Below are 21,155 nucleotides of genomic sequence, written 5' to 3'. Positions count from 1 at the left end.
TCAGCGCACCCTACGCTCAGCGACGATCTCAGGCAGGTCGCTGCGTTTGAGGTAAACGCGCAGGGGCTCGCCGATGTTCAGCCGGTCATCCACATGCTGGCCGAACAGCAAGGCCAGGCGCTCGCGACACAACGCCATGCGCTGCTCACTCTCGGGGCGCCAGACGAACTCGCTGCTGGGGGTGATGCTGTCATCAGCGACATCCATGCCAAACGCGTCTTCGGAAAAACGCACGATATGGGTGCCGCGTTTACCGTGGAATCCGACAAAACCCTTGAGTTGGTCGGCGGCGTTGCAGATGTCTTGGGACGTGATGGCCATGGCGTAACCTCGCGATCAATGGAAGTGACGCACGCCCGGCTGCAAAGCGGTTGCCTCTGACGGGCAACGCGCAGGCAACAGCCTACCCCAGCCGCCGGACTCTTCGCCAAGGCTTTTTCATCCAACCGCCGCGCACCGACCTCACTGCGCCTCACGCACCTGCACGCTGGCGGTCATGCCCGCACTGAGGCTCGTGCCTTCAGGGATCTGCTCCAGGCGAATACGCACCGGAATGCGCTGCGCCAGCCTCACCCAGTTGAAGGTTGGCTCGACCTCCGGCAGCAACTGCCCATCTGGCGTCGAGTTGCGGTCGGTAATACCGCGGCTGATGCTCTCCACCTGCCCCGGCAGCGACTCGCCGGCCCCCATCAGCCAGACCTTGACCGAATCACCGACGCGAATGCGCGGCAGTTTGGTCTCCTCGAAGTAGGCCTGGATGTAGAACGTGGCGTCATCCACCAATGCCATCACCGACTGCCCGGCATTGACATAGTTACCTTCAGCCAGGCGCAGGTTGGTGATGTGCCCGCTGCGTGGCGCGCGTACTTCGCTGCGGGCCAGATTGATCCTGGCCACCTTCAGTTGCGCCTCGGCTTCGTGCAACTCGCCGCGCGCCACGGCAGCGTTGATCTGCGCGTTCTCGCGCAACTCGGCACTGATTGCCTCGGGCCCCAGGGCGTTGCGCCGCGCGGCCTCGCGCTCGCGCAGGCGCACTTGCTGGGTACGCGTTTCAACCACCGCGCTGGCCTGGTCGACGGCGGCCTGAAAACGCTCGCGGTCAATCGTCATCAACAGATCGCCCGCCTTGACCTGCTGGTTGTCACGCACCTTGAGCCCGCTCACCCAGCCGGACACATCAGGGGCGATTACCACCACATCGGCGCGCACCCGCGCATCCCGAGTCCAGGGCGTAAGCATGTAGTACTGCCAGAGCTGATAACCGGCGAACACGGCAACGACCACCACGCATAGGGTGACCAGGGCACGTACGGCTGTACGCATGGACTTACTCCTTACAAAGGTCCCAGCAGACGCACCACCAGGAACAGGACACAAACGAATAGCGCCGCATCGAACAGTGCTTCATGCCAGATCCAGCGCCCCAACGGCGTTGCCTGCACGATCACACGCAACACCCCGGTGAGCACCAGCGCCATCAATACATAGATCAGAAAGGGGCTCAGCAGCACGCCGCCCAGAGCCCATTCACGTAACCCCATGGGTTTCCTCCTGCCAACGGCACCATTTGCCCCAGCTATTGCGTAACTGCAACACAGCGCCAATGGCCAAGCGCAGCGGATCGTTGGGCGGCTGTTCGCGCAAGGCCTCGATGAACTGTTCACTGGCCGCATCCAGCTGTTGTCCGCGCCCAGGTGCAGGGCCGCTGGCCAGCACCGCCTCCAGGGCTTGCAGGTAGCGGCGTTCGGCATTGCCCAGTGGGGCCTGGGCCACGGCCAGACACATGCGCAGGTGCACCAGCTCATCGCCGATGTCCAGCCCATGTAGACCGTCGTCCCAACGCTGGCGAGCAGCGGGTGGCAATTCGCTGGCGTGGCGCGCCAACTGCATCAGGCGATCGGCCATCCGCCCACCGAACCAGCTGTCGGCGCCCCGTAGGTCACGACGGGTAAGGCGTACCAAGTCGCTCTGGGTCGCCGCGCGCAGACGCCGGCCCAGCCAAGCAGGATGGCGCAGCACCAGCAACCGAAAGGCCATCACCGCCGCGCCCACCCCCACCAGCATTGCCAGGGCGCTGTTGAGCAGGGTCGCCACGTTGAACTGCATCGCATTGAGCGGCGCCACTAACACGATGAAGTGCAGGCAATACGAGGTTGCCGTGGGCCCGGTGCGCGGATGGGCCATGCCCAGCGCCCCGAGAAACAACGGCACGCCCATCCCCAGGCACAGCATGGCGAAACTGCTCCATTGCGGCAGGAGGATTTGCCCGACGATAAAGGCTGCCGGCACCGCCAGCAGGATGCCACGCAAGAAACTCAGGCCGATTTGCGCGCCATTCTCGCGGCTGGCGAACAAGCTGCAGACCACACAGGTCAGTACCAGCCCGCCTGGGGCCGACGGCCAGGCAGTAGCCAGCCAGAAGCTGCTCATGATCAAAAATGCCAGAGCACTGCGCGATCCGAACAGCAGGGCCAAGGACACGTCTCGGTGCACAGCCAGGCTCTGCACCGGTCGCTTCGGTGCCCTGCCCTGCTCGACATCCTCCAGCGCCTGACTGGCCGCCATGGCGTAGTCCAGCAGCAGCGCCAGACGGGCCAGGCAGTAGTGCTCGGCAGAGCTGATGCCGTCATCGTGGGCGGCATCCCAGATGCGCTGGCGCAGCAGCAACAGGCTCGGCTGATCGGGCGTGGCCAGCTGCGCACGGACCTGATCCAGCCAAGGCGCCAAGCGCGCACTTTCGCGCTCATCGAGCTGGCGCCACTGGCGGCGCACCGACCGCGAAATCCGCAGCAGCACCATGAGTGTCTGACTCAAGCCATTGATCGCCCGAGCCCGCTGCCGGCCACGATGCCCCTCGAACCAGGCGTGTTCGCGCTGTGCATCAATGGCCACGATACCGCCGAGGGTGTCCAGCAGGCCTTCGCGCGCCTGGTCCTCACCGCCCAACATCGCGCTGGCCGCTTGCAGCCCATTGTGCCAGGCTCGGCGCGCCTGGCCGGCGAGCTGCTGCTCGACCCGCAACGGCCAGATCAATGCGCTACTGGCAGTGGCGCAGCAGATACCCAGGGAGATTTCGGTACAGCGCGCCACCGCTTGGTCGAACACTTGCAGCGGATTGCTGATCGCCGGCAGGGTAATGATCGCCGCGGTATAGCCGGCCAGCACGAAGGCATAAGCCCATGCGCTGCGCAACTGGGTGGACGCGGCGGTGCACAATGCCAGCCATGCCGCCAGGGTAAGCAGGAACAGCCAGGGTGTCTGCGCGAACAGGCCCATGAACACCACCGACATGAAGGTGCCTACCAGCGTCCCGGCCAACCGCGCCAAGCCCTTCTGTACCACCATGCCCGACAGTGGTTGGGCAACGATGAACGCCGTCATCAGCGCCCATGATGGTTGCTCCAAGCCCCAGCGCATCGCCAGCCACAGTGCCAGGCCTCCCCCGAACAGGGTCTTGGCGGCGAACTTGAGAGCGAGGCCGCTGGGGGCGAACAGGGCCAGGAAAGTGATGGGCACGAAGCGGACCTTGCGGGTAGAAGAGGTACTGATAGAAAGATAGACAACAGATAGCAGAATAAGTCGAACACAAGTAATTAGCTAGCTAATCATCTTGCCTGCACTAACCTGGAGACTTAGCTCGTCCCTGCGGGAGCAGCCTTGCGCCGCGAAAGGCTGTGGCGCAGCTTTGGCGACCCTGCGAGATATCGAGATCCTAAGGCTTTCCTGCCTGTCCGGCGCCCCGGCAAGACCGCTCAGGGACGCTGCTCAATCAGCGAGTCCACATCACAGACAAAAAAATGGGCGACCGAAGTCGCCCTAAATGCCTTGCGTGCTCATGGATCGGGAAGGATCAGCGCTGTTTGCGCTTGCTTGAGTCCTTCCAGATGAAAATGCCTAGACCGGCAAAGAACGCCAACATCAACCCGACCGTTACCACACCGGCGATAACCACGTTGTCGAAGAACATGTCGGCCCCTCCCTTGATGTGCCGTCATCCGATGGGTGCAAGGTAACCAATGAGGTGGGCGGGGGAATTGACCGGGATCAATGGTGCCCGGGGCCGGGCACGCGAGGCGGGCGCAGGCTTGACCTGCATCAAGTTTCAGCGCTTCTTGGGCTTGCCCTTGGATTTCTTTTTCTTGCCCGAGGCCAATGGCATGGCCTGCTCGAAGGCCTTGCGCATGTCGTCCAGGCGCTTGTCATTAAGGTCGTGGATACGTTTGGCGCGCTCGGCACCGAAATCGATCAGGTTGTCTTGGCTCATAACAGGCTCGACGGACAGCAGAGGCCTCAATGATGCAGGCAGATGGCGGCGCTGACCAGTCAGACTTCGATGTCGACCAGCAACCCTTGGCGGGTACGCTCGCCCAATGGGGCGACCGGCACCGTATTGTCAGCATTCAGCTCATCGCCGGGCAGCGCTTCGAAACGTTCCTGTTCGCGATCACGCCGGCGCTTTTGCTCGCGGCGCTGCTTTTCGCGCAGCAAGAAGCCCTGCTCTTCGGGGTCGCGCTGCTGCTTGAGGTCGATGGTGCTTTCGCTGGAGGCAGGCTGGGCCGGGACCACGGCAGGAATGTTCGGGGTCTGTCTGATCGGGTCTTGTTGCGTCGTCACGGGGGCGGCGCTGAGGGGAATGATCGGCGGCAGCATTGGGTGTTCTCCTGTAGCTACTGTGTCGGCCGATGCTCAGCCGCCTTGAACGGCGAAGGCTGACAGTGTGCGGTGCATCACACTGCCGGTCATTCGCCATCGTCGTCCGGCGCATCGTCCGCAGGCGCTGTGCTTTCGCTCCATGGCCGCTTGTAGACTTTTTGCCAGACGCTATCCATATGCTCGCGCAGCACCTGCGGGGCGTTTTTCAACGAGGCGCTGTCTTCGCGCTCACCGCCGAACGGTTCTTCTCCAGCAGGTGTAATCAACGACTGACCGGTGATGGTGTATATCGCCTGGCCTTCACGCAGCTCGATGGCGATATCGTGAGGGTCGATCCCGCCACCACAGAACGCATGGCTGGCCACGGTCACCTCGGCGACGCCATCTTTGTTCAGGTCACTCACGTCACTGACGTCGTTATAGAAGTCGACATCCAGGTCCAAGCCTGCGCACGTGGTCTCTTGCTCGATCTGCCAGCGCGGCTTGAAGGTATCAGCCGAAGCCATGCGGCCGTACAAAGTAGCCTTGAGCACGACCTTGTCGACTTCCTCCTCGGTATCCGGGTCGGTGGCCTGGCCATCAACCCGGCTCAGCACCAACAGCCCTTCACCCTCACGGTCATGGAAGTGCACGCTCTTGATCGGAGCCTGCACGCCGAGCACCTCCAGCTGTTCGACCGGGATCGGCGCCAGCACTTCGAAACTCTTCTGCTCGCAGCCTGCCAGCAGCGCCAGGCTGCCCAGGCCCAAGGTAACGTTCAACCAGCGGTGCTTGGCAAACATGTTGGCGCGCGGCCCTCGTGACGACACGGTGGTGGTCGATGAACACGCTAGACTCTTTGATTCATTGGTCTGGCGCAGCCGATCCGTTAACATGACCGACTTTTTCATCGCGGGAGTTTTGGCAGTATGGCGCAGCAGTATCAACCGGGGCAACGCTGGATCAGCGACAGCGAAGCCGAGCTCGGTCTTGGGACCATCCTGGCGCAGGATGGCCGCCTGTTGACCGTGCTCTACCCGGCCACAGGCGACACTCGCCAGTACTCGCTACGCAATGCGCCGCTGACCCGCGTGCGCTTCTCGCCGGGCGACCAGATCACGCATTTCGAAGGCTGGAAGCTGACCGTGCGCGAGGTCGATGATGCCGATGGCCTGCTGGTCTACCACGGTATCGACGCGCAGAACGTGCCACGCACGCTGCCCGAGACGCAATTGTCGAACTTCATCCAGTTCCGTTTGGCCAGCGACCGCCTGTTCGCCGGGCAGATCGACCCGCTGTCCTGGTTCTCCCTGCGCTACAACACCTTGCAGCACACCAGCAAGCAGATGCTCTCATCCTTGTGGGGCCTGGGCGGCGTACGTGCCCAACCCATCGCTCACCAATTGCACATCGCCCGCGAAGTGGCCGATCGCATCGCGCCACGCGTACTGCTGGCCGACGAAGTCGGTCTGGGCAAGACCATCGAGGCCGGCCTGGTAATCCATCGCCAGTTGCTCTCGGGTCGCGCCAGCCGCGTGCTGATCCTGGTACCGGAGAACCTGCAGCACCAGTGGCTGGTGGAAATGCGCCGCCGCTTCAATCTGCAAGTGGCACTGTTCGACGCCGAGCGCTTCATCGAAAGCGATGCCAGCAACCCGTTCGAGGACGCCCAACTGGCGCTGGTCGCGTTGGAATGGTTGGTTGACGACGAGAAAGCCCAGGACGCGCTGTTCGCCGCCGGCTGGGACCTGATGGTGGTCGACGAGGCTCATCACCTGGTCTGGCATGAAGAACAGGCCAGCCCCGAGTACGCGCTGGTCGAGCAACTGGCGCAAGTGATCCCAGGGGTGCTGCTGCTCACCGCGACCCCCGAGCAGCTCGGCCAGGACAGCCACTTCGCTCGCCTGCGTCTGCTCGACCCCCACCGTTTCCACGATCTGGCCGCCTTCCGCGCCGAAAGCGAGCACTATCGCCCGGTGGCCGAAGCGGTGCAGGAACTGCTCGACGAAGGCCGCCTGTCGTCCAAGGCGCATGCCACCATCCAAGGCTTCCTGGGTGCCGAAGGCGAAACCCTGCTGGCTGCCATCAACGAGGGTGATACCCAGGCCAGCGCGCGCCTGATCCGTGAGTTGCTCGACCGCCACGGCACCGGTCGCGTGCTGTTCCGTAACACCCGTGCGGCGATCCAGGGCTTCCCCGAGCGCCACCTGCACCCCTACCCGCTAGCCAACCCCGAACAATATGCCGCACTACCAGCCGGCGAGCGCGCCGAGCTGTACCCGGAAGTCGCCTTCCAGGCCCAGGGCCAGACCAGCGATGAAGAACGCTGGTGGCGCTTCGACCCACGCGTCGACTGGCTGATCGACACCTTGAAGATGCTCAAGCGCACCAAGGTGCTGGTGATCTGTGCCCACGCCGAAACCGCCATGGACCTGGAAGACGCCCTGCGCGTACGTTCCGGCATTCCGGCCACGGTGTTCCACGAGGGCATGAGCATCCTCGAACGCGACCGCGCCGCCGCCTACTTCGCCGATGAAGAGTTCGGTGCACAGGTGCTGATCTGTTCGGAGATCGGCAGCGAAGGCCGCAACTTCCAGTTCGCCCACCATCTGGTGATGTTCGACCTGCCGGCGCACCCCGACCTGCTGGAACAACGCATCGGGCGCCTCGACCGGATCGGCCAGAAGCACACCATCGAACTGCACATTCCCTACCTGCAGGACAGCCCGCAGGAGCGCCTGTTCCAGTGGTATGACGAAGGCCTCAACGCCTTCCTCAATACCTGCCCGACCGGTAACGCCCTGCAGCATCAATTCGGCTCGCGCCTGCTGCCGTTGCTGGCCGAGGGTGACGAAAACAGCTGGAACGCCCTGGTAAGCGACGCCCGCGCAATGCGCGAGCGCCTGGAAGCCGAGTTGCACACCGGCCGCGACCGCCTGCTGGAACTCAATTCTGGCGGCGCAGGCGAAGGCGAGGCCCTGGTCGAGGCCATTCTTGAGCAAGACGACCAGTTCGCCCTGCCGATCTACATGGAGACCCTGTTCGACGCCTTCGGTATCGACAGCGAGGACCACTCGGAAAACGCCCTGGTGCTCAAGCCCAGCGAAAAAATGCTCGACGCCAGCTTCCCGCTGGGCGACGACGAAGGCGTGACCATCACCTACGACCGCAGCCAGGCCCTGTCGCGCGAGGACATGCAGTTCCTCACTTGGGAACACCCCATGGTACAGGGCGGCATGGACTTGGTGCTGTCCGGCTCGATGGGCAACACCGCCGTTGCGCTGATCAAGAACAAAGCGCTCAAACCCGGCACCGTACTGCTCGAACTGCTCTATGTCAGCGAAGTAGTGGCGCCGCGCAGCCTGCAACTGGGTCGCTACCTGCCGCCTGCGGCGCTGCGCTGCCTGCTCGATGCCAATGGCAACGACCTGGGGCCACGGGTGGCGTTCGAAACCCTCAACGACCAACTCGAAAGCGTGCCCAAGGCCAGCGCCAACAAGTTCGTCCAGGCCCAGCGTGACGTGCTTGCCCAACGCATTGCCGCAGGCGAAGCCAAGGTCGTGCCGACCCACGAGAGCCGAGTGGCCGAAGCCCAGCAACGCTTAGCCGCCGAGGCGGATGAAGAGCTTGCCCGCTTGAGCGCGCTACAGGCCGTCAACCCAAGCGTGCGCGATAGCGAAATCGAGGCCTTGCGCAAGCAGCGTGCAGAAGGCCTGGCAGCCTTGCAAAAGGCCGCTCTGCGCCTGGAAGCGATTCGCGTCCTGGTCGCTGGCTGAGTGCCCTGATGCCTGCGCGGGGCAAGTCGCGGCGGCGCGCCGCTGCCCCTTGTCCCGCGCAGGCATGTCATCCTTTTAGATCCCTGCGCTATAGCTTTCATATCCAAATGGTAGAAATCAAAATGCCATTAATCAGGAAGGTTTAAATACCGCTTTCTATACTTCCCCAGACCTGTCTCCGGCCTTGGAGACCCGTGCGAACTCGACGAAGAGGCATGCAATGGACTGGCTGGGACTGCAACTGTTCGCCGACCTGCCGGCGAGCGGGCAAATCATCCTCGACTGCCGACACAATACCCTGCTGGTGCTGCTCGCCTTTGCCGTGGCGTGCGTGGGTTGCTTCGCCACGCTGAACATGGCCGAGCGCCAAAGCCACTGCGAAGACCCCATGGCCCGGCGCCAATGGCGGATACTCGGTGCCTGCTGCCTGGCCGGAAGTATCTGGGCCATGCACTTCATCGCCATGTTGGCCTTCGAAGCGCCATTGGAGGTGCATTACGACGCGCCCCTGACCGCACTCTCCTTGCTGACGGCCCTGCTGGCCGCCTGGCTGGCCATGCGCAGCCTCGAACACAGCCACATGCGCCCGCACCACTACCTGCAAACCGCCTTGTGCATCGGTCTGGGCATCAGTGTGATGCACTACACCGGCATGGCTGCCCTGCAGACCGGCGCCCAGCAGTATTATCAGACGCCCCTGCTGCTGGTCTCGGTCGGCCTTGCGGTGGCCAGCAGCCTGGTGGCGCTGCTGATGGCCAGACGCTTTCGCAATGGCAGCGGCACCCTGCATCTATTGATGAAGCACGGCGCCTGCCTGCTGATGGCCAGCGGGATCGTGCTGACCCACTTCACCGGCATGGCCGCCATGACCCTGGTGATACCTGAGTCCACAGCACTGCGACTGCCCACCCACGACAACAGCGCCCAATTGGCCTTGGCCATTGCGTTCATCACCTTGCTGATCAGTGGCAGCAGCATCAGTGCGGCCCTGGCCGACAAGAAACTACAAAGCAAGGAGCGCGACCTGCGCCGCGTCAGTGTGTTGTTGAGCCAGCTCGACCAGGCCCGTGCCTCGCTGCAACAAGCCGCTCACTACGATGCACTGACCTGCCTGGTCAATCGGCGCGGCTTCAACCAGGTGTTCGCCGAACGCTTGGTTGACCACGCGGCCAGTGGCAGCATGCTGGCGGTGATGTTCCTCGACATCGACCACTTCAAGCGCATCAACGACAGCCTCGGCCACGCCGCTGGCGACCAGTTGCTCAAGGTGATCGCCGGGCACATCAAGGCCGCGACCCGTGGCCATGACCTGGTCGCACGTTTTGGTGGCGACGAATTCTGCATCGTCACCCCACTCAACAGCCGCGAGGAGGCGCGCCACCTGGCTCAACGCATCATGTCGCGGATGAAGGACCCCATCGATCTAGACGGGCGGCGCATGGTGATGACCACCAGCATCGGTATCAGCGTGTTCCCCGAAGATGGCCTGAACGCCGAGGAGCTGTTGAAAAATGCCGATCTTGCGCTGTACCAGTCCAAAGCCTGCGGGCGCAACAGCCTGCACTTCTTCGACAACCGCCTGAAAACCCGCGCCACGCTGGAGTTGCAACTGGAAGAAGAACTGCGCGAGGCACTGCGGGGCGCGCATGGCCTGTGCGTGTACTACCAACCGATCCATGACCTGCACAGCGGCCGCGTGGCCAAGCTGGAGGCGCTGGTACGCTGGCAACACCCACAGCATGGCCTGCTCAGCCCTGACCGATTCATCGGCATGGCCGAGGCCAACGGGCTGATCGCCGAGCTGGACTTGTGGGTATTACGCCAGGCGTGTAACGACCTTGCCTGGCTCAATCGATACGGCTACGGCGAACTCAAGGTGTCGGTGAACTGCTCGACCCTGACCCTGGCCCGTGAAGAGCTGGCCAGCGAAGTGGAGCTGGCGCTGCGCCAGGCCGGGCTGGATCCCCGCCAACTGGAACTGGAAGTCACCGAAAACGCCCTGATGGGCAACATCCAGCAAACCATCGACTTGCTCAAACGCATCCGCGCCCAGGGCGTGGCGTTGTCGATCGACGACTTCGGCACCGGCTACTCATCGCTGGCCTACCTCAAGCGCCTGCCGCTGGATGTGCTGAAGATCGACCGCTCGTTCGTCATCGACGTACCGGGCAACCAGAGCGACGGCGAGATCGTCCGGGCAATCATCATCATGGCTCACTCCCTGCACCTGAAGGTGGTGAGCGAAGGTGTCGAAACACTCGAGCAACAAGCGTTCCTGGCCGCCCAAGGCTGCGACTACCTCCAAGGCTACTTGCTCAGCCGACCGGTGCCGCTCGGCGAACTGCGCCCCGTGCTCGAACGCCTCGACCGCCAGCATGCCGTCGTCACGGCTTGTCGCGATACAGCTCGACCAGCGTCGCCGGGTCTTGTTCCAGATAGCCCTGGCTACCATGCAGGCGCATCAGTTGCGCAGCGAGGCCACTGAGCGGCGTCGCTGCGCCCTGCTCACGAGAAAGCTTCACGGCCCCGTCAAGGTCTTTGAGCAACGTGCGTACGTGCCACTTGATTGGTTCGAAACGGCGCTCGGCCATTTGCGGCGCGAGTATCTGCAAAGGCTTGGAGTCGGCGAAGCCACCGGCCAAGGCCTCGGCTATCAAGCGCGCATCGACCCCGGAGCGCTCGGCCAAAGCCACCACTTCAGCAATGACCAGTGCATTGCAAGCCACGATCATCTGGTTGCACGCCTTGGTCACCTGGCCCGCGCCCACATCGCCCATGTGGGTGACCCGCTGACCCAAGGTGAGCAGCACCGTACGCGCGCGCTCAAGGTCCTGTGCCTGCCCCCCGACCATGATCGCCAGGGTGCCCGCCTGCGCCCCCGGGGTGCCACCGGATACCGGGGCATCCAGCCAGCGCATGCCGCATTGGGCGGCCAACTGGGCGGCCATCTCGCGAGTGGCGCCAGGCTCCAGGCTGGAAAAGTCCACCAGCAACTGCCCCGCACGCCCACCTTCGGCAATGCCCTGCTCGCCAAACACCACCTCGCGTACCGCCGCTGTGTCGGCCAGACACAGCAGCAACATGTCCGCAGCTTCACACAACTGCGCCGGGCTGTGCGCCAAGCGCGCCCCAGCAGCCACAAGCGCGGCGCATTTGTCCGGGCTGCGGTTCCACACGGTCAACGGATAACCGGCAGCCAACAGGCGATGACACATCGGCAGCCCCATCAAGCCGATTCCGGCAAATCCCAGCGAAGGCAACGCATGACTCATGAGCAACTCCAGCAGAAGATTAAAGAAGCGTGACAAACGGGCGATGCAGTGCAGGTACGCAATAAAAACCTTCAAGGGGATAGGGAAATCCCCTATCGCATGCGGAAAAGACGCACTGATAAAGTCGCGAAACCCCTCGCTGATGGCCAAATGGCATTCATCATCGAAAAGCCCACTCTCCCAGGCAAATGGCGCACTATGACCTCTACGAACACTTCTGCCAATGCGCTCCCCGAGTTGTCGAACCCCTCCACCTCGCTGACCGCAGGCAGTGCTCGAGAGCTGCCAGCTCCGCGCAGCCCACAGTCGCAGTACCTGTACTTCACCGAACAGGACATCCAGCGCATTCTCGATAACCTCGACGGCTTGCGCGACTTGGTGTTCCCGCAAAACCTGCATGTGGAGGACGACGAGCAACTGCGCCTTGAGCAGCAGTTCCCTTCGGTGTGCCTGATCGGCCTGGGTCGCTGCGGCTCGAACATCGCCCTGGACGTCGCGGAGCTGGTATACAACGCCCGCACCTTCTTCCTCAACGAGTTCAACAACGAAGACCGTTTCAAGGGGGAGTCTGGCTATAGCCCGGCGCGCTGGATCCGCCAGAACCTGCGTCTGGTCAAGAGCAAGGGGTCCAAGCCTGTGTTCCTGGTAGAACCACTGGTGATGCTGGGCGACCTGGACAAGGACATCGCCGGGCGTATCCGCTTCTCGCGCAAGGGCGAGCGCGGCGGTTTCCTGCGCGACTATAGCAAGATGAAGATCATGGACCTGTCCGAGGTGCATGCCGGCGGCGCCGGTAACGCGCCGATCCTGGGCCAGTACCTGGCCAAGATCATCCTCAACAAGGACACCCAGCGCTTCTCCAGCGCCGACTGGAAACTGATCCACTCGTACCTGATCGACTCCTGCGGCATCAAAGCCAACCAGTCGCGCCTGTACTTCTACATCTTCAGCGCAGGCGGCGGTACCGGCTCGGGCATGGCATCGGAGTTCGGCCTGGCCCAGCAGTACTCGTACATGAACAAGACCTTCGACACCAAGGCCGCCGAAGAGAACGACGGCAAGAGCGGGCATTCGTTCGTCTTCGAGCCGATCTTCACCAGCGGTATCTGCGTGCTGCCCAACGCCTCGGACCATCGCAGCGAGATGTCCGAAGCGCTGCACATCAACGCCGGGCGCTTGTTGTGCAAATACCTGTCGGAAGAGTGGGACTTCTCGTACAACTTCGATAACGAAGACAGCAGCGAAGCCAGCGTCATGGGGCGCATCCGCCCATGGAACGCGATGATGCTGATTTCCAACGACATCATGCGCTACGCCGAAGAGAGCGATGACGGCACGATTCAAAACATCGACGTCAACGCCATGGAGAAGCACGCCAACCAGTACATCTCCCAGCAGATCTTCAACATCCTCACCGCCCAGGCCGTCACCACCGATTACGACCAGAACTATTTCCGCCGCGCCGGCATCGACATCGGCGAGACCATCCGCCTGGATGCCAACGACCTGTTCATGAGCCTGGCCGGCCCTGTGGCCATCGCCTACGCCGAATCGGTAGTACCCGAGGTGCCACCGGCAGGCACGGACAAGTTCAAGGTATTCGAGCGCGAACAACCGCGCCTGGACATCGACGACCTGTTCTTCCGCTCCATCGACCTGCCGCATTTCAACAAGCAGACCCAGGCCATCGAAGGCATCAGCCTGCTGCCGATCGAGTCGCGCCGCTACCGCGCGGCACTGGAGCAGTACCAGGCCTCGGGCTACGACGCCGCCGCCCTGCACGACCTGCACTTCTTCAAGAACTGCTCCTCGGTGGTGTCGATCGTCTCCTTGCCCAAGGACTACAAGCTGTCGTACATGGACCTTAACCGGCTCAAGACCCACCTCAACAGCCTGTTCCCCAACACCACGCTCAAGCGCTACGCGTTGGTGATCGGCGCCTCGGCCAACCTGTCGCTGACCACGTTGATCGCCAAGAGCCCATGCCTGTCGGATGACTTCCTGACCTTGATCGTGGCGTTCATCAAACGCTGCTTCGCGCGCAATCCGTATCGTTTCGACGACACCATGGACAACGCCATCCTGGAATTCATCACCAGCGAACACTTCGACGAGGCGCGCATCGACGAGTTGCTCAATGAGTACGAGAACCCGGCGAAAATTCTCGACACCAACTGGTACGCGATCAAGCCGATGTACGAGAAGAAGTACCGTGAACTCATCAACGACAAGAGCCGTTTCGTCTCGATCAACGATATCCGGCTGTCGCGCGAATGCGTCAAGAAAGCCGTGAAATACCTGCGCGAAATTTTCCGCCACCGTATCGGCAAGACCCGCGTGATCTCGCTGAACAGCCATACCGGACGCGTGGACTACTGAGCCTTTGGCTTAGCAGGGACTCTGTGTGAGCGGCCTTGTGCCGCGAACAGGCCGCGCAGCGGTCCCTGTATCCCGACTGCTTGCACCTTCACCCTCTGTGGGATTTCACCCAGCCCTGCCGGGCCGCGCTGTCGCGCAGAGAACTGATTTCGCAAGCGCGCCGCGTACCCTGTGGGAGCGGGTTTAACGGAGTGCCGGACCACCGCGAACACCCGCGAAGCCGGTGTTCGCGGGACAAGTCGCATCGGCGCACCGCCGCTCCTACAGGCGACGACGACAGGGCAAGCGCAGCCGCCTCAGTTACGCATCCCGTAAACTGTTACCGCCACGCCGAATTACACCGGTATTGTTACCAACTTCCACCTTACGTGAGCGTCAATACGCACCATCGTAATGCCGCTGCGTATTTTCACGCACTAAAAACGCGCAGACTTATTCCGCTTTCTTCACCTGGATCACGATGAACGGCGAGACCACCACCGCCCAGATCTCTGGATCGCGGGTTTGCAGGTCGCGCGCTTGTTCGGCGGTAACCGCGCCGACACTGCCATCACTGCGCCACTTGGCGAAGATATCGCTACGATTCTCTGCCATCGCCTCGGCAACAGCGATCAGGTCGAGAGCGGGGTCGACCCAAATCAGGTCACCCTTGGCCCAGAAACGCTCCAGGGCTTTCCACTCGATGACGGCGGTCTCACCGAGCAATTTGGCATAGAGGGTGCTTGTTTGATCAGTCATGGGTTCACCTGCACAAAGATCGGCCAACAAAAAAGGTCGGCATTTTTGCAGAAAAACCCGGTTTCAAATACGTAATTTGGTCGATCAGGCCCGAACTCATGGGGGCGGGCCATAGATACCGGCAAAGTGATGGCGCTTTTCTATATCTTTATGTCGATCAAGCGACACCCCTGGAAACAGACGCTTTTCGCCCGCTTTTCAAGCGATCCAACGGCGCTCTACACTGTACCGGTACAGTTCCGGGACACGATTCCGGGGAAGGTGGGGTTGCGGTTCGGCGTGGCCAACCGTGAACCCGCCTGGTCTGTAGCCCTGGCCGCCAGGACTATAAGAATTACAACAGAATGAGTGGAGCACTATGATCAAGATTTCCAAGCTGTTCGCCGCGATGGTCCTGGCCGGGGTTGCCAGCCATTCGTTTGCCGCCGACACCATCAAGATCGGTATCGCCGGTCCCAAGACCGGCCCTGTCACCCAGTACGGCGACATGCAGTTCATCGGCGCCAAACAGGCCATCAAGGACATCAACGCCAAGGGCGGCGTCGATGGCAAGATGCTCGAAGCCAAGGAATACGACGACGCGTGCGATCCTAAACAGGCCGTTGCAGTCGCCAACAAAGTGGTCAACGACGGCGTCAAGTTCGTCATCGGCCACCTGTGCTCCAGCTCCACCCAGCCGGCGTCCGACATCTACGAAGACGAAGGCGTGATCATGATCACCCCGGCCGCTACCTCGCCGGAAATCACCGCCCGTGGCTACAAGCTGATCTTCCGCACCATCGGCCTGGACAGCGCCCAAGGCCCGGCCGCTGGCAACTACATCGCCGACCACGTCAAGCCGAAGGTCGTCGCAGTACTGCATGATAAACAACAGTACGGTGAAGGTATCGCGACCGCGGTCAAGCAAACCCTCGAGAAGAAAGGCACCAAGGTCGCCGTCTTCGAAGGCCTGAACGCCGGTGACAAGGACTTCTCCTCGATCATCCAGAAGCTCAAGCAGAACAACGTCGACTTCGTCTACTACGGTGGCTACCACCCAGAGCTGGGTCTGATCCTGCGCCAGGCACAGGAAAAGGGCCTGAAAGCCAAGTTCATGGGCCCGGAAGGCGTGGGTAACGACTCCATCTCGCAGATCGCCCAAGGCGCCTCCGAAGGCCTGCTGGTGACCCTGCCGAAATCGTTCGACCAGGATCCTGAGAACAAGGCCATCGTCGACGCCATCAAGGCCGACGGCAAAGACCCGAGCGGTCCGTTCGTGTTCCCGGCCTACTCGGCTGTGGAACTGATCGCCGAAGGCATCAAGGCGGCCAAGTCCGAAGATACCGACAAGGTGGCAGCCGCCATCCACGCCGGTACCTTCAAGACCCCCACCGGCAACCTGTCGTACGACGAAAAAGGCGACCTGAAAGACTTCAAGTTCGTGGTCTACGAATGGCACTTCGGCAAGCCGAAGACCGAAGTCTCCCCTCAGTAACTGCGTGACTAATAGCTGACCGAGAAGCCCACTGTGCGAGCAGTGGGCTTTGTTTTACGAGGTTCTATGGGCCTGATTCCCGTGATCCGGGAGCCCGCCCACCTGAAAATCTTAAAACCGTCACCCGCGGTTTCCTGGCAGTGCCCACACACATCACGTGGCGTAGACCACGAGAACCTGGGCCGGGGTCACCCCCCTCCAGCGAAATGCAAATCAGGTTTTTAGGAGCGCTGTAATGCCTGAGATCTACCATTTCCTACAACAACTGGTTAACGGATTGACCATCGGCAGTACCTACGCGCTGATCGCCATCGGTTACACGATGGTGTACGGCATCATCGGCATGATCAACTTCGCCCACGGCGAGGTGTACATGATCGGTAGCTACGTGGCCTTCATCGCCCTCGCCGGCCTTGCCATGATGGGCATCCATTCACTGCCGATCCTCATGACCGTGGCCTTCGTCGCCACCATCTGCGTCACCAGTGCCTACGGCTACAGCATCGAACGGGTCGCCTACCGGCCGCTGCGCAACAGCAACCGGCTGATCCCACTGATCTCGGCCATCGGCATGTCGATCTTCCTGCAGAACACCGTGCTGCTCTCGCAGGACTCCAAAGACAAGTCGATTCCCAACCTGATCCCTGGCAGTTTCTCGTTCGGCCCCGGCGGCGCCGAGGAAGTGCTGGTTTCGTACATGCAGATCCTGGTGTTCGTGGTGACCTTGATCGCCATGACCTGCCTGACCCTGTTCATCTCCCGTTCCCGCCTGGGCCGCGCCTGCCGCGCCTGTGCCGAGGACATCAAGATGGCCAACCTGCTGGGCATCAACACCAACAACATCATCGCCCTGACCTTCGTCATCGGTGCCGCCCTCGCGGCGGTGGCGGCCGTGCTGCTGAGCATGCAGTACGGGGTGATCAACCCCAACGCCGGCTTCCTGGTGGGACTCAAAGCCTTCACTGCGGCGGTACTGGGCGGCATCGGCAGTATCCCGGGCGCCATGCTCGGCGGCCTGGTGCTGGGGGTGGCCGAAGCGTTCGGCGCCGACATCTTCGGCGACCAATACAAGGACGTGGTGGCATTCGGTCTTTTGGTACTTGTCCTGCTGTTCCGGCCGACCGGCATCCTGGGCCGCCCGGAGGTTGAAAAAGTATGAACAAAAATCTCAAACAGGCGTTCTTCAGCGCCTTGCTGGTCTGGGCCGTGGCCTTCCCGGTACTGGGCCTGAAACTGAGCATCGACGGCATCAGCCTGGTGGTGCACAGCCAGGGTTCGTTCAACCTGACCATCATCAGCGTGTGCTCGGTGCTGATGTTCCTGCGCGTGCTGTTCGACAAGCAGTGGAGCGCAGTGATGGGCCGCCGCTCGGATCGCAAGCTGATCTCACCGGCCGTCAGCAACTTCCTCACCCTGCCGAAAACCCAGCGTTGGATCATCATGGGCCTGATCGTGGTCGCCTTGATCTGGCCGTTCTTCGGCTCGCGCGGGGCGGTGGACATCGCCACACTGATCCTGATCTACGTACTGCTGGGCCTTGGTCTGAACATCGTGGTCGGCCTGGCCGGCCTGCTGGACCTGGGCTACGTCGGCTTCTACGCGGTCGGCGCCTACAGCTATGCGATGCTCTCGCACTACCTGGGCTGGAGCTTCTGGGTGTGCCTGCCGATCGCAGGTCTTATGGCTGCTACCTTTGGCTTCCTGCTCGGTTTCCCGGTACTGCGCCTGCGTGGCGACTACCTGGCGATCGTGACGCTGGGCTTCGGCGAGATCATTCGCCTGTTCCTGCGTAACCTCACCGACTGGACCGGCGGCCCCAACGGCATCAGCAACATCGAGAAGCCCACCTTCTTCGGTTTGACCTTCGAACGTCGCGCCGCCGAGGGCATGCAGACCTTCCACGAGTTCTTCGGGCTGGAATACAACTCGATCAACAAGGTGATCTTCCTCTACCTGGTCGCGCTGCTGCTGGCTCTGCTGGCACTGTTCGTGATCAACCGCCTGCTGCGCATGCCCATCGGGCGTGCCTGGGAAGCGCTGCGTGAAGACGAAATTGCCTGCCGTGCGTTGGGCCTGAACCCCACCGTGATCAAGCTTTCGGCGTTCACCCTGGGTGCCTGCTTCGCCGGTTTCGCCGGTAGCTTCTTCGCCGCTCGCCAAGGGCTGGTGACACCTGAGTCGTTCACCTTCATCGAATCGGCGATCATCCTCGCCATCGTCGTACTGGGCGGCATGGGCTCGCAGCTGGGCGTGATTCTGGCGGCCATCGTGATGATCCTGCTGCCAGAGATGATGCGTGAGTTCAGCGAATACCGGATGCTGATGTTCGGTGCGCTGATGGTGTTGATGATGATCTGGCGTCCGCAGGGCCTGCTGCCCATGCAACGTCCACATTTGGAGCTGCGTCGATGAGCCGCGAAATTCTGCAAGTCAGCGGCCTGAGCATGCGCTTCGGCGGCTTGTTGGCGGTCAACGGCGTGGGCCTGACCGTAAAAGAGAAACAGGTGGTAGCCCTGATCGGCCCGAACGGCGCTGGCAAGACCACCGTATTCAACTGCCTCACCGGCTTCTACAAGCCCAGCGGCGGCACCATCCTGCTCGACGGCCAGCCCATCCAGGGCCTGGCTGGCCATCAGATCGCCCGCAAGGGCGTGGTGCGGACCTTCCAGAACGTGCGCCTGTTCAAGGAAATGACCGCGCTGGAAAACCTGCTGATCGCCCAACACCGCCACCTCAACACCAACTTCTTCGCCGGCCTGTTCAAGACCCCGTCGTTCCGCCGCAGCGAAAAGGAGGCCATGGAGCGTGCGCAATACTGGCTCGAGAAGGTCAACCTGACCGAGTTCGCCAACCGCACCGCCGGGACCCTGGCCTACGGCCAGCAGCGTCGCCTGGAAATCGCCCGCTGCATGATGACCCAGCCACGCATCATCATGCTCGACGAACCGGCAGCCGGCTTGAACCCCAAGGAAACCGAAGACCTCAAGGCCCTCATTGGCTACCTACGTGAGTCGCATAACGTGACCGTGCTGCTGATCGAGCACGACATGAAGCTGGTGATGAGCATTTCCGACCACATCGTAGTGATCAACCAGGGCACGCCCCTGGCCGACGGCACGCCGGAAGAAATTCGCGGCAACCCTGATGTGATCAAGGCCTACCTGGGGGAGGCGTAAATGCTGAAGTTCGAGAACGTTTCCACCTTCTACGGCAAGATCCAGGCGCTGCACAGCGTCAACGTGGAGATCAATCAAGGCGAGATCGTCACACTGATCGGCGCCAACGGTGCCGGCAAGTCGACCCTGCTGATGACCCTCTGCGGCTCGCCACAGGCCCACAGCGGCAGCATCAAGTACCTGGGCGAGGAACTGGTCGGCCAACCGTCCTCGCACATCATGCGCAAGAGCATCGCGGTTGTGCCCGAAGGTCGCCGTGTGTTCGCGCGCCTGACCGTCGAGGAAAACCTGGCCATGGGTGGGTTCTTCACCGACAAGGGTGACTTCCAGGAACAACTGGACAAGGTCCTGGAACTGTTCCCACGCCTGAAGGAACGTTACCTGCAGCGTGGCGGCACCATGTCCGGCGGCGAGCAACAGATGCTGGCGATTGGCCGGGCCTTGATGAGCAAGCCCAAGCTGCTGCTGCTCGACGAGCCATCGCTGGGCCTGGCGCCGATCATCATCCAGCAGATCTTCGACATCATCGAACAGCTGCGCCGCGATGGCGTGACGGTGTTCCTGGTGGAGCAGAACGCCAACCAGGCCCTGAAGATCGCCGACCGCGCCTATGTGCTGGAGAACGGCAAGGTGGTGATGCAGGGCACCGGTGAAGCCCTGCTGACCGACCCGAAGGTGCGCGACGCGTACCTCGGGGGTTGAATCAACAAAGGGCCTTCGGGCTGATGTTGTTCATTTAGGGCTGCCTTGCAGCCCATCGCGGCACGAGGCCGCTCCTACACCAACCGCATGGGCCACTATGTTGCAGGCTCATGCGACCACTGTAGGAGCGGCCTTGTGCCGCGATGGACGTCCGCCCAAGCTCGGGCTGGCGTGGTACCTGTGGGAGCGGGTTTACCCGCGAACAAGCACACGCAAATCGCCCTGGTGCTTGAGATCCCGACGCACCCTGCGTAACGTGGCCAGCTCTTTCGCGAAGATTCCCGGAGCCCGCCCCATGCGCCTCACCCCTTCCCTGCTGCTCGCCTCGATGCTGCCGCTGTTCGCCGGTTGCCAGATGCTGGCCGAAAAGCCCGTCGATCCGAACCTCGGCACCACGCGCATGCAGGGCGAACTGAGCGCCGGTGGCGGCCACCTGCTGTTCAAGCCGTGCAGCGAAGCCCGCCAGTTCGTGATAAACGACGCCGGTGGCACGGCCATCCTGCAAGAGGCCTCCAACCTGGCCAAGGATGCCAAGGACAAACTGTTCGCCGACCTGCGCGGACGCCTGGCTGCAAGCAAGCAGGCCGGCAGCGATGGGCAGATCGACGTGACCCGTGTGTACCGCCTGGAACACGGCGCGCGCGGCTGTGAAGACCCTAACTTCAAGCAACTGACCCTGCGTGCAGGCGGCCAACAGCCTGTCTGGGATGTCAAGGCCAGCGGCAAGGGCATGGTGATCAACCGCGAAGGCCAGGCGCCTCTGCCACTGCCGTATCTGGAAGAAGAAATGCCCGGCGGCGGCCTCAGCCTGTCCAGCGAGGCCAATGGCCAGCGCGTCGAACTGTGGGTCGCCCCGCAACGCTGTGTCGAGCCCGTCACCGGCGCCATCCGCCACCTCAAGGCCGAGCTGCGCATCGACGGCAAGACCCTGCAAGGCTGCGCCTACTACGGCGGTGCCCGCGACCTCTGATCGCCAGGCACTTTTATCCTGCCAGTCGGGGCGGCG

19 protein-coding genes are annotated in these 21,155 nt (G+C 62.3%); 9 read left to right on the top strand and 10 right to left on the bottom strand.

Features of this window, described 5'->3' with window-relative positions:
• The 8 genes from FEM01_RS19855 to FEM01_RS19830 form a co-directional block, all read right to left on the bottom strand.
• Positions 1–321 carry a DUF2025 family protein gene (locus tag FEM01_RS19855; RefSeq protein WP_138221172.1) on the bottom strand — a complete coding sequence of 107 codons (321 nt, stop codon included), beginning with the start codon at positions 319–321 and terminating at the stop codon, positions 1–3.
• A gap of 141 nt (positions 322–462) precedes the next feature.
• Positions 463–1,323 carry an efflux RND transporter periplasmic adaptor subunit gene (locus FEM01_RS19850; protein ID WP_138221171.1) on the bottom strand — a complete coding sequence of 287 codons (861 nt, stop codon included), beginning with the start codon at positions 1,321–1,323 and terminating at the stop codon, positions 463–465.
• 11 nt (positions 1,324–1,334) lie between these two features.
• Entirely contained in the window at positions 1,335–1,541 is a 207-nt protein-coding gene (locus FEM01_RS19845; RefSeq protein ID WP_138221170.1) for a DUF1656 domain-containing protein, read from the bottom strand.
• The gene (locus FEM01_RS19840; protein ID WP_138221169.1) at positions 1,528–3,516 is read right to left on the bottom strand and encodes an FUSC family protein; all 1,989 of its coding nucleotides are present in this window, start codon (positions 3,514–3,516) and stop codon (positions 1,528–1,530) included. Before FEM01_RS19840 ends, FEM01_RS19845 begins: the two co-directional genes overlap by 14 nt.
• A gap of 334 nt (positions 3,517–3,850) precedes the next feature.
• The gene (gene ccoM, locus FEM01_RS24530; RefSeq protein WP_276610966.1) at positions 3,851–3,967 is read right to left on the bottom strand and encodes a cytochrome c oxidase subunit CcoM; all 117 of its coding nucleotides are present in this window, start codon (positions 3,965–3,967) and stop codon (positions 3,851–3,853) included.
• Between the two features lie 135 nt (positions 3,968–4,102).
• The gene (locus FEM01_RS24235; RefSeq protein WP_171030999.1) at positions 4,103–4,264 is read right to left on the bottom strand and encodes a hypothetical protein; all 162 of its coding nucleotides are present in this window, start codon (positions 4,262–4,264) and stop codon (positions 4,103–4,105) included.
• A 59-nt stretch (positions 4,265–4,323) separates the two neighbouring features.
• The gene (locus FEM01_RS19835) at positions 4,324–4,650 is read right to left on the bottom strand and encodes an aspartate-semialdehyde dehydrogenase (protein ID WP_138221168.1); all 327 of its coding nucleotides are present in this window, start codon (positions 4,648–4,650) and stop codon (positions 4,324–4,326) included.
• An 89-nt stretch (positions 4,651–4,739) separates the two neighbouring features.
• Positions 4,740–5,435 (bottom strand): M949_RS01915 family surface polysaccharide biosynthesis protein, encoded by a 696-nt coding sequence (locus tag FEM01_RS19830; RefSeq protein ID WP_138221167.1) that lies wholly within the window; start codon positions 5,433–5,435, stop codon positions 4,740–4,742.
• 126 nt (positions 5,436–5,561) lie between these two features.
• Here FEM01_RS19830 and rapA point away from each other — a divergent pair, with 126 nt between their 5' ends.
• Together rapA and FEM01_RS19820 are read left to right on the top strand one after the other, a co-directional pair.
• A complete protein-coding gene (rapA, locus tag FEM01_RS19825; RefSeq protein ID WP_138221166.1) occupies positions 5,562–8,408 on the top strand; it encodes an RNA polymerase-associated protein RapA in 2,847 nt (948 codons plus the stop codon).
• Positions 8,409–8,628: 220 nt separating this feature from the next.
• Entirely contained in the window at positions 8,629–10,893 is a 2,265-nt protein-coding gene (locus FEM01_RS19820) for a putative bifunctional diguanylate cyclase/phosphodiesterase (RefSeq protein ID WP_138221165.1), read from the top strand.
• Here FEM01_RS19820 and FEM01_RS19815 read toward each other — a convergent pair.
• Entirely contained in the window at positions 10,793–11,680 is an 888-nt protein-coding gene (locus FEM01_RS19815) for an NAD(P)-dependent oxidoreductase (RefSeq protein WP_138221164.1), read from the bottom strand. The two genes, FEM01_RS19820 and FEM01_RS19815, sit on opposite strands and share 101 nt — an antisense overlap.
• A 198-nt stretch (positions 11,681–11,878) precedes the next feature.
• On the opposite strand from FEM01_RS19815, the gene FEM01_RS19810 reads away from it, so the two are divergent.
• Complete coding sequence (locus tag FEM01_RS19810; protein WP_138221163.1) at positions 11,879–14,059, top strand: hypothetical protein; 2,181 nt, start codon at positions 11,879–11,881, stop codon at positions 14,057–14,059.
• Positions 14,060–14,491: 432 nt separating this feature from the next.
• Here the strand turns inward: FEM01_RS19810 and FEM01_RS19805 are convergent, their stop codons facing one another.
• Entirely contained in the window at positions 14,492–14,797 is a 306-nt protein-coding gene (locus FEM01_RS19805) for a DUF2288 domain-containing protein (protein ID WP_138221162.1), read from the bottom strand.
• A gap of 358 nt (positions 14,798–15,155) precedes the next feature.
• Between FEM01_RS19805 and FEM01_RS19795 the strand changes: the two genes are divergently transcribed.
• The 6 genes from FEM01_RS19795 (at position 15,156) to FEM01_RS19765 (ending at position 21,119) form a co-directional block, all read left to right on the top strand.
• Positions 15,156–16,271 (top strand): branched-chain amino acid ABC transporter substrate-binding protein, encoded by a 1,116-nt coding sequence (locus FEM01_RS19795; protein ID WP_138221161.1) that lies wholly within the window; start codon positions 15,156–15,158, stop codon positions 16,269–16,271.
• A 235-nt stretch (positions 16,272–16,506) separates the two neighbouring features.
• On the top strand, positions 16,507–17,430 hold the full coding sequence (gene livH / locus FEM01_RS19785; RefSeq protein WP_138221160.1) for a high-affinity branched-chain amino acid ABC transporter permease LivH: 924 nt from the start codon (positions 16,507–16,509) through the stop codon (positions 17,428–17,430).
• The gene (locus tag FEM01_RS19780) at positions 17,427–18,683 is read left to right on the top strand and encodes a high-affinity branched-chain amino acid ABC transporter permease LivM (RefSeq protein ID WP_138221159.1); all 1,257 of its coding nucleotides are present in this window, start codon (positions 17,427–17,429) and stop codon (positions 18,681–18,683) included. The genes livH and FEM01_RS19780 overlap by 4 nt, the downstream gene beginning before the upstream one ends.
• Entirely contained in the window at positions 18,680–19,447 is a 768-nt protein-coding gene (gene livG, locus FEM01_RS19775) for a high-affinity branched-chain amino acid ABC transporter ATP-binding protein LivG (protein ID WP_070094357.1), read from the top strand. Before FEM01_RS19780 ends, livG begins: the two co-directional genes overlap by 4 nt.
• Positions 19,448–20,149 carry an ABC transporter ATP-binding protein gene (locus FEM01_RS19770; RefSeq protein ID WP_138221158.1) on the top strand — a complete coding sequence of 234 codons (702 nt, stop codon included), beginning with the start codon at positions 19,448–19,450 and terminating at the stop codon, positions 20,147–20,149.
• Between the two features lie 295 nt (positions 20,150–20,444).
• Complete coding sequence (locus FEM01_RS19765) at positions 20,445–21,119, top strand: COG3650 family protein (protein WP_138221157.1); 675 nt, start codon at positions 20,445–20,447, stop codon at positions 21,117–21,119.
• Positions 21,120–21,155 lie beyond the last annotated feature (36 nt).

The organism is Pseudomonas mosselii, from assembly GCF_005796105.1.
In the GTDB taxonomy this organism is placed as follows: domain Bacteria; phylum Pseudomonadota; class Gammaproteobacteria; order Pseudomonadales; family Pseudomonadaceae; genus Aquipseudomonas; species Aquipseudomonas mosselii_C.
The sequence above is the reverse complement of the archived record's forward strand: the minus strand, read 5'-3'. Positions and strand labels throughout refer to the sequence as shown.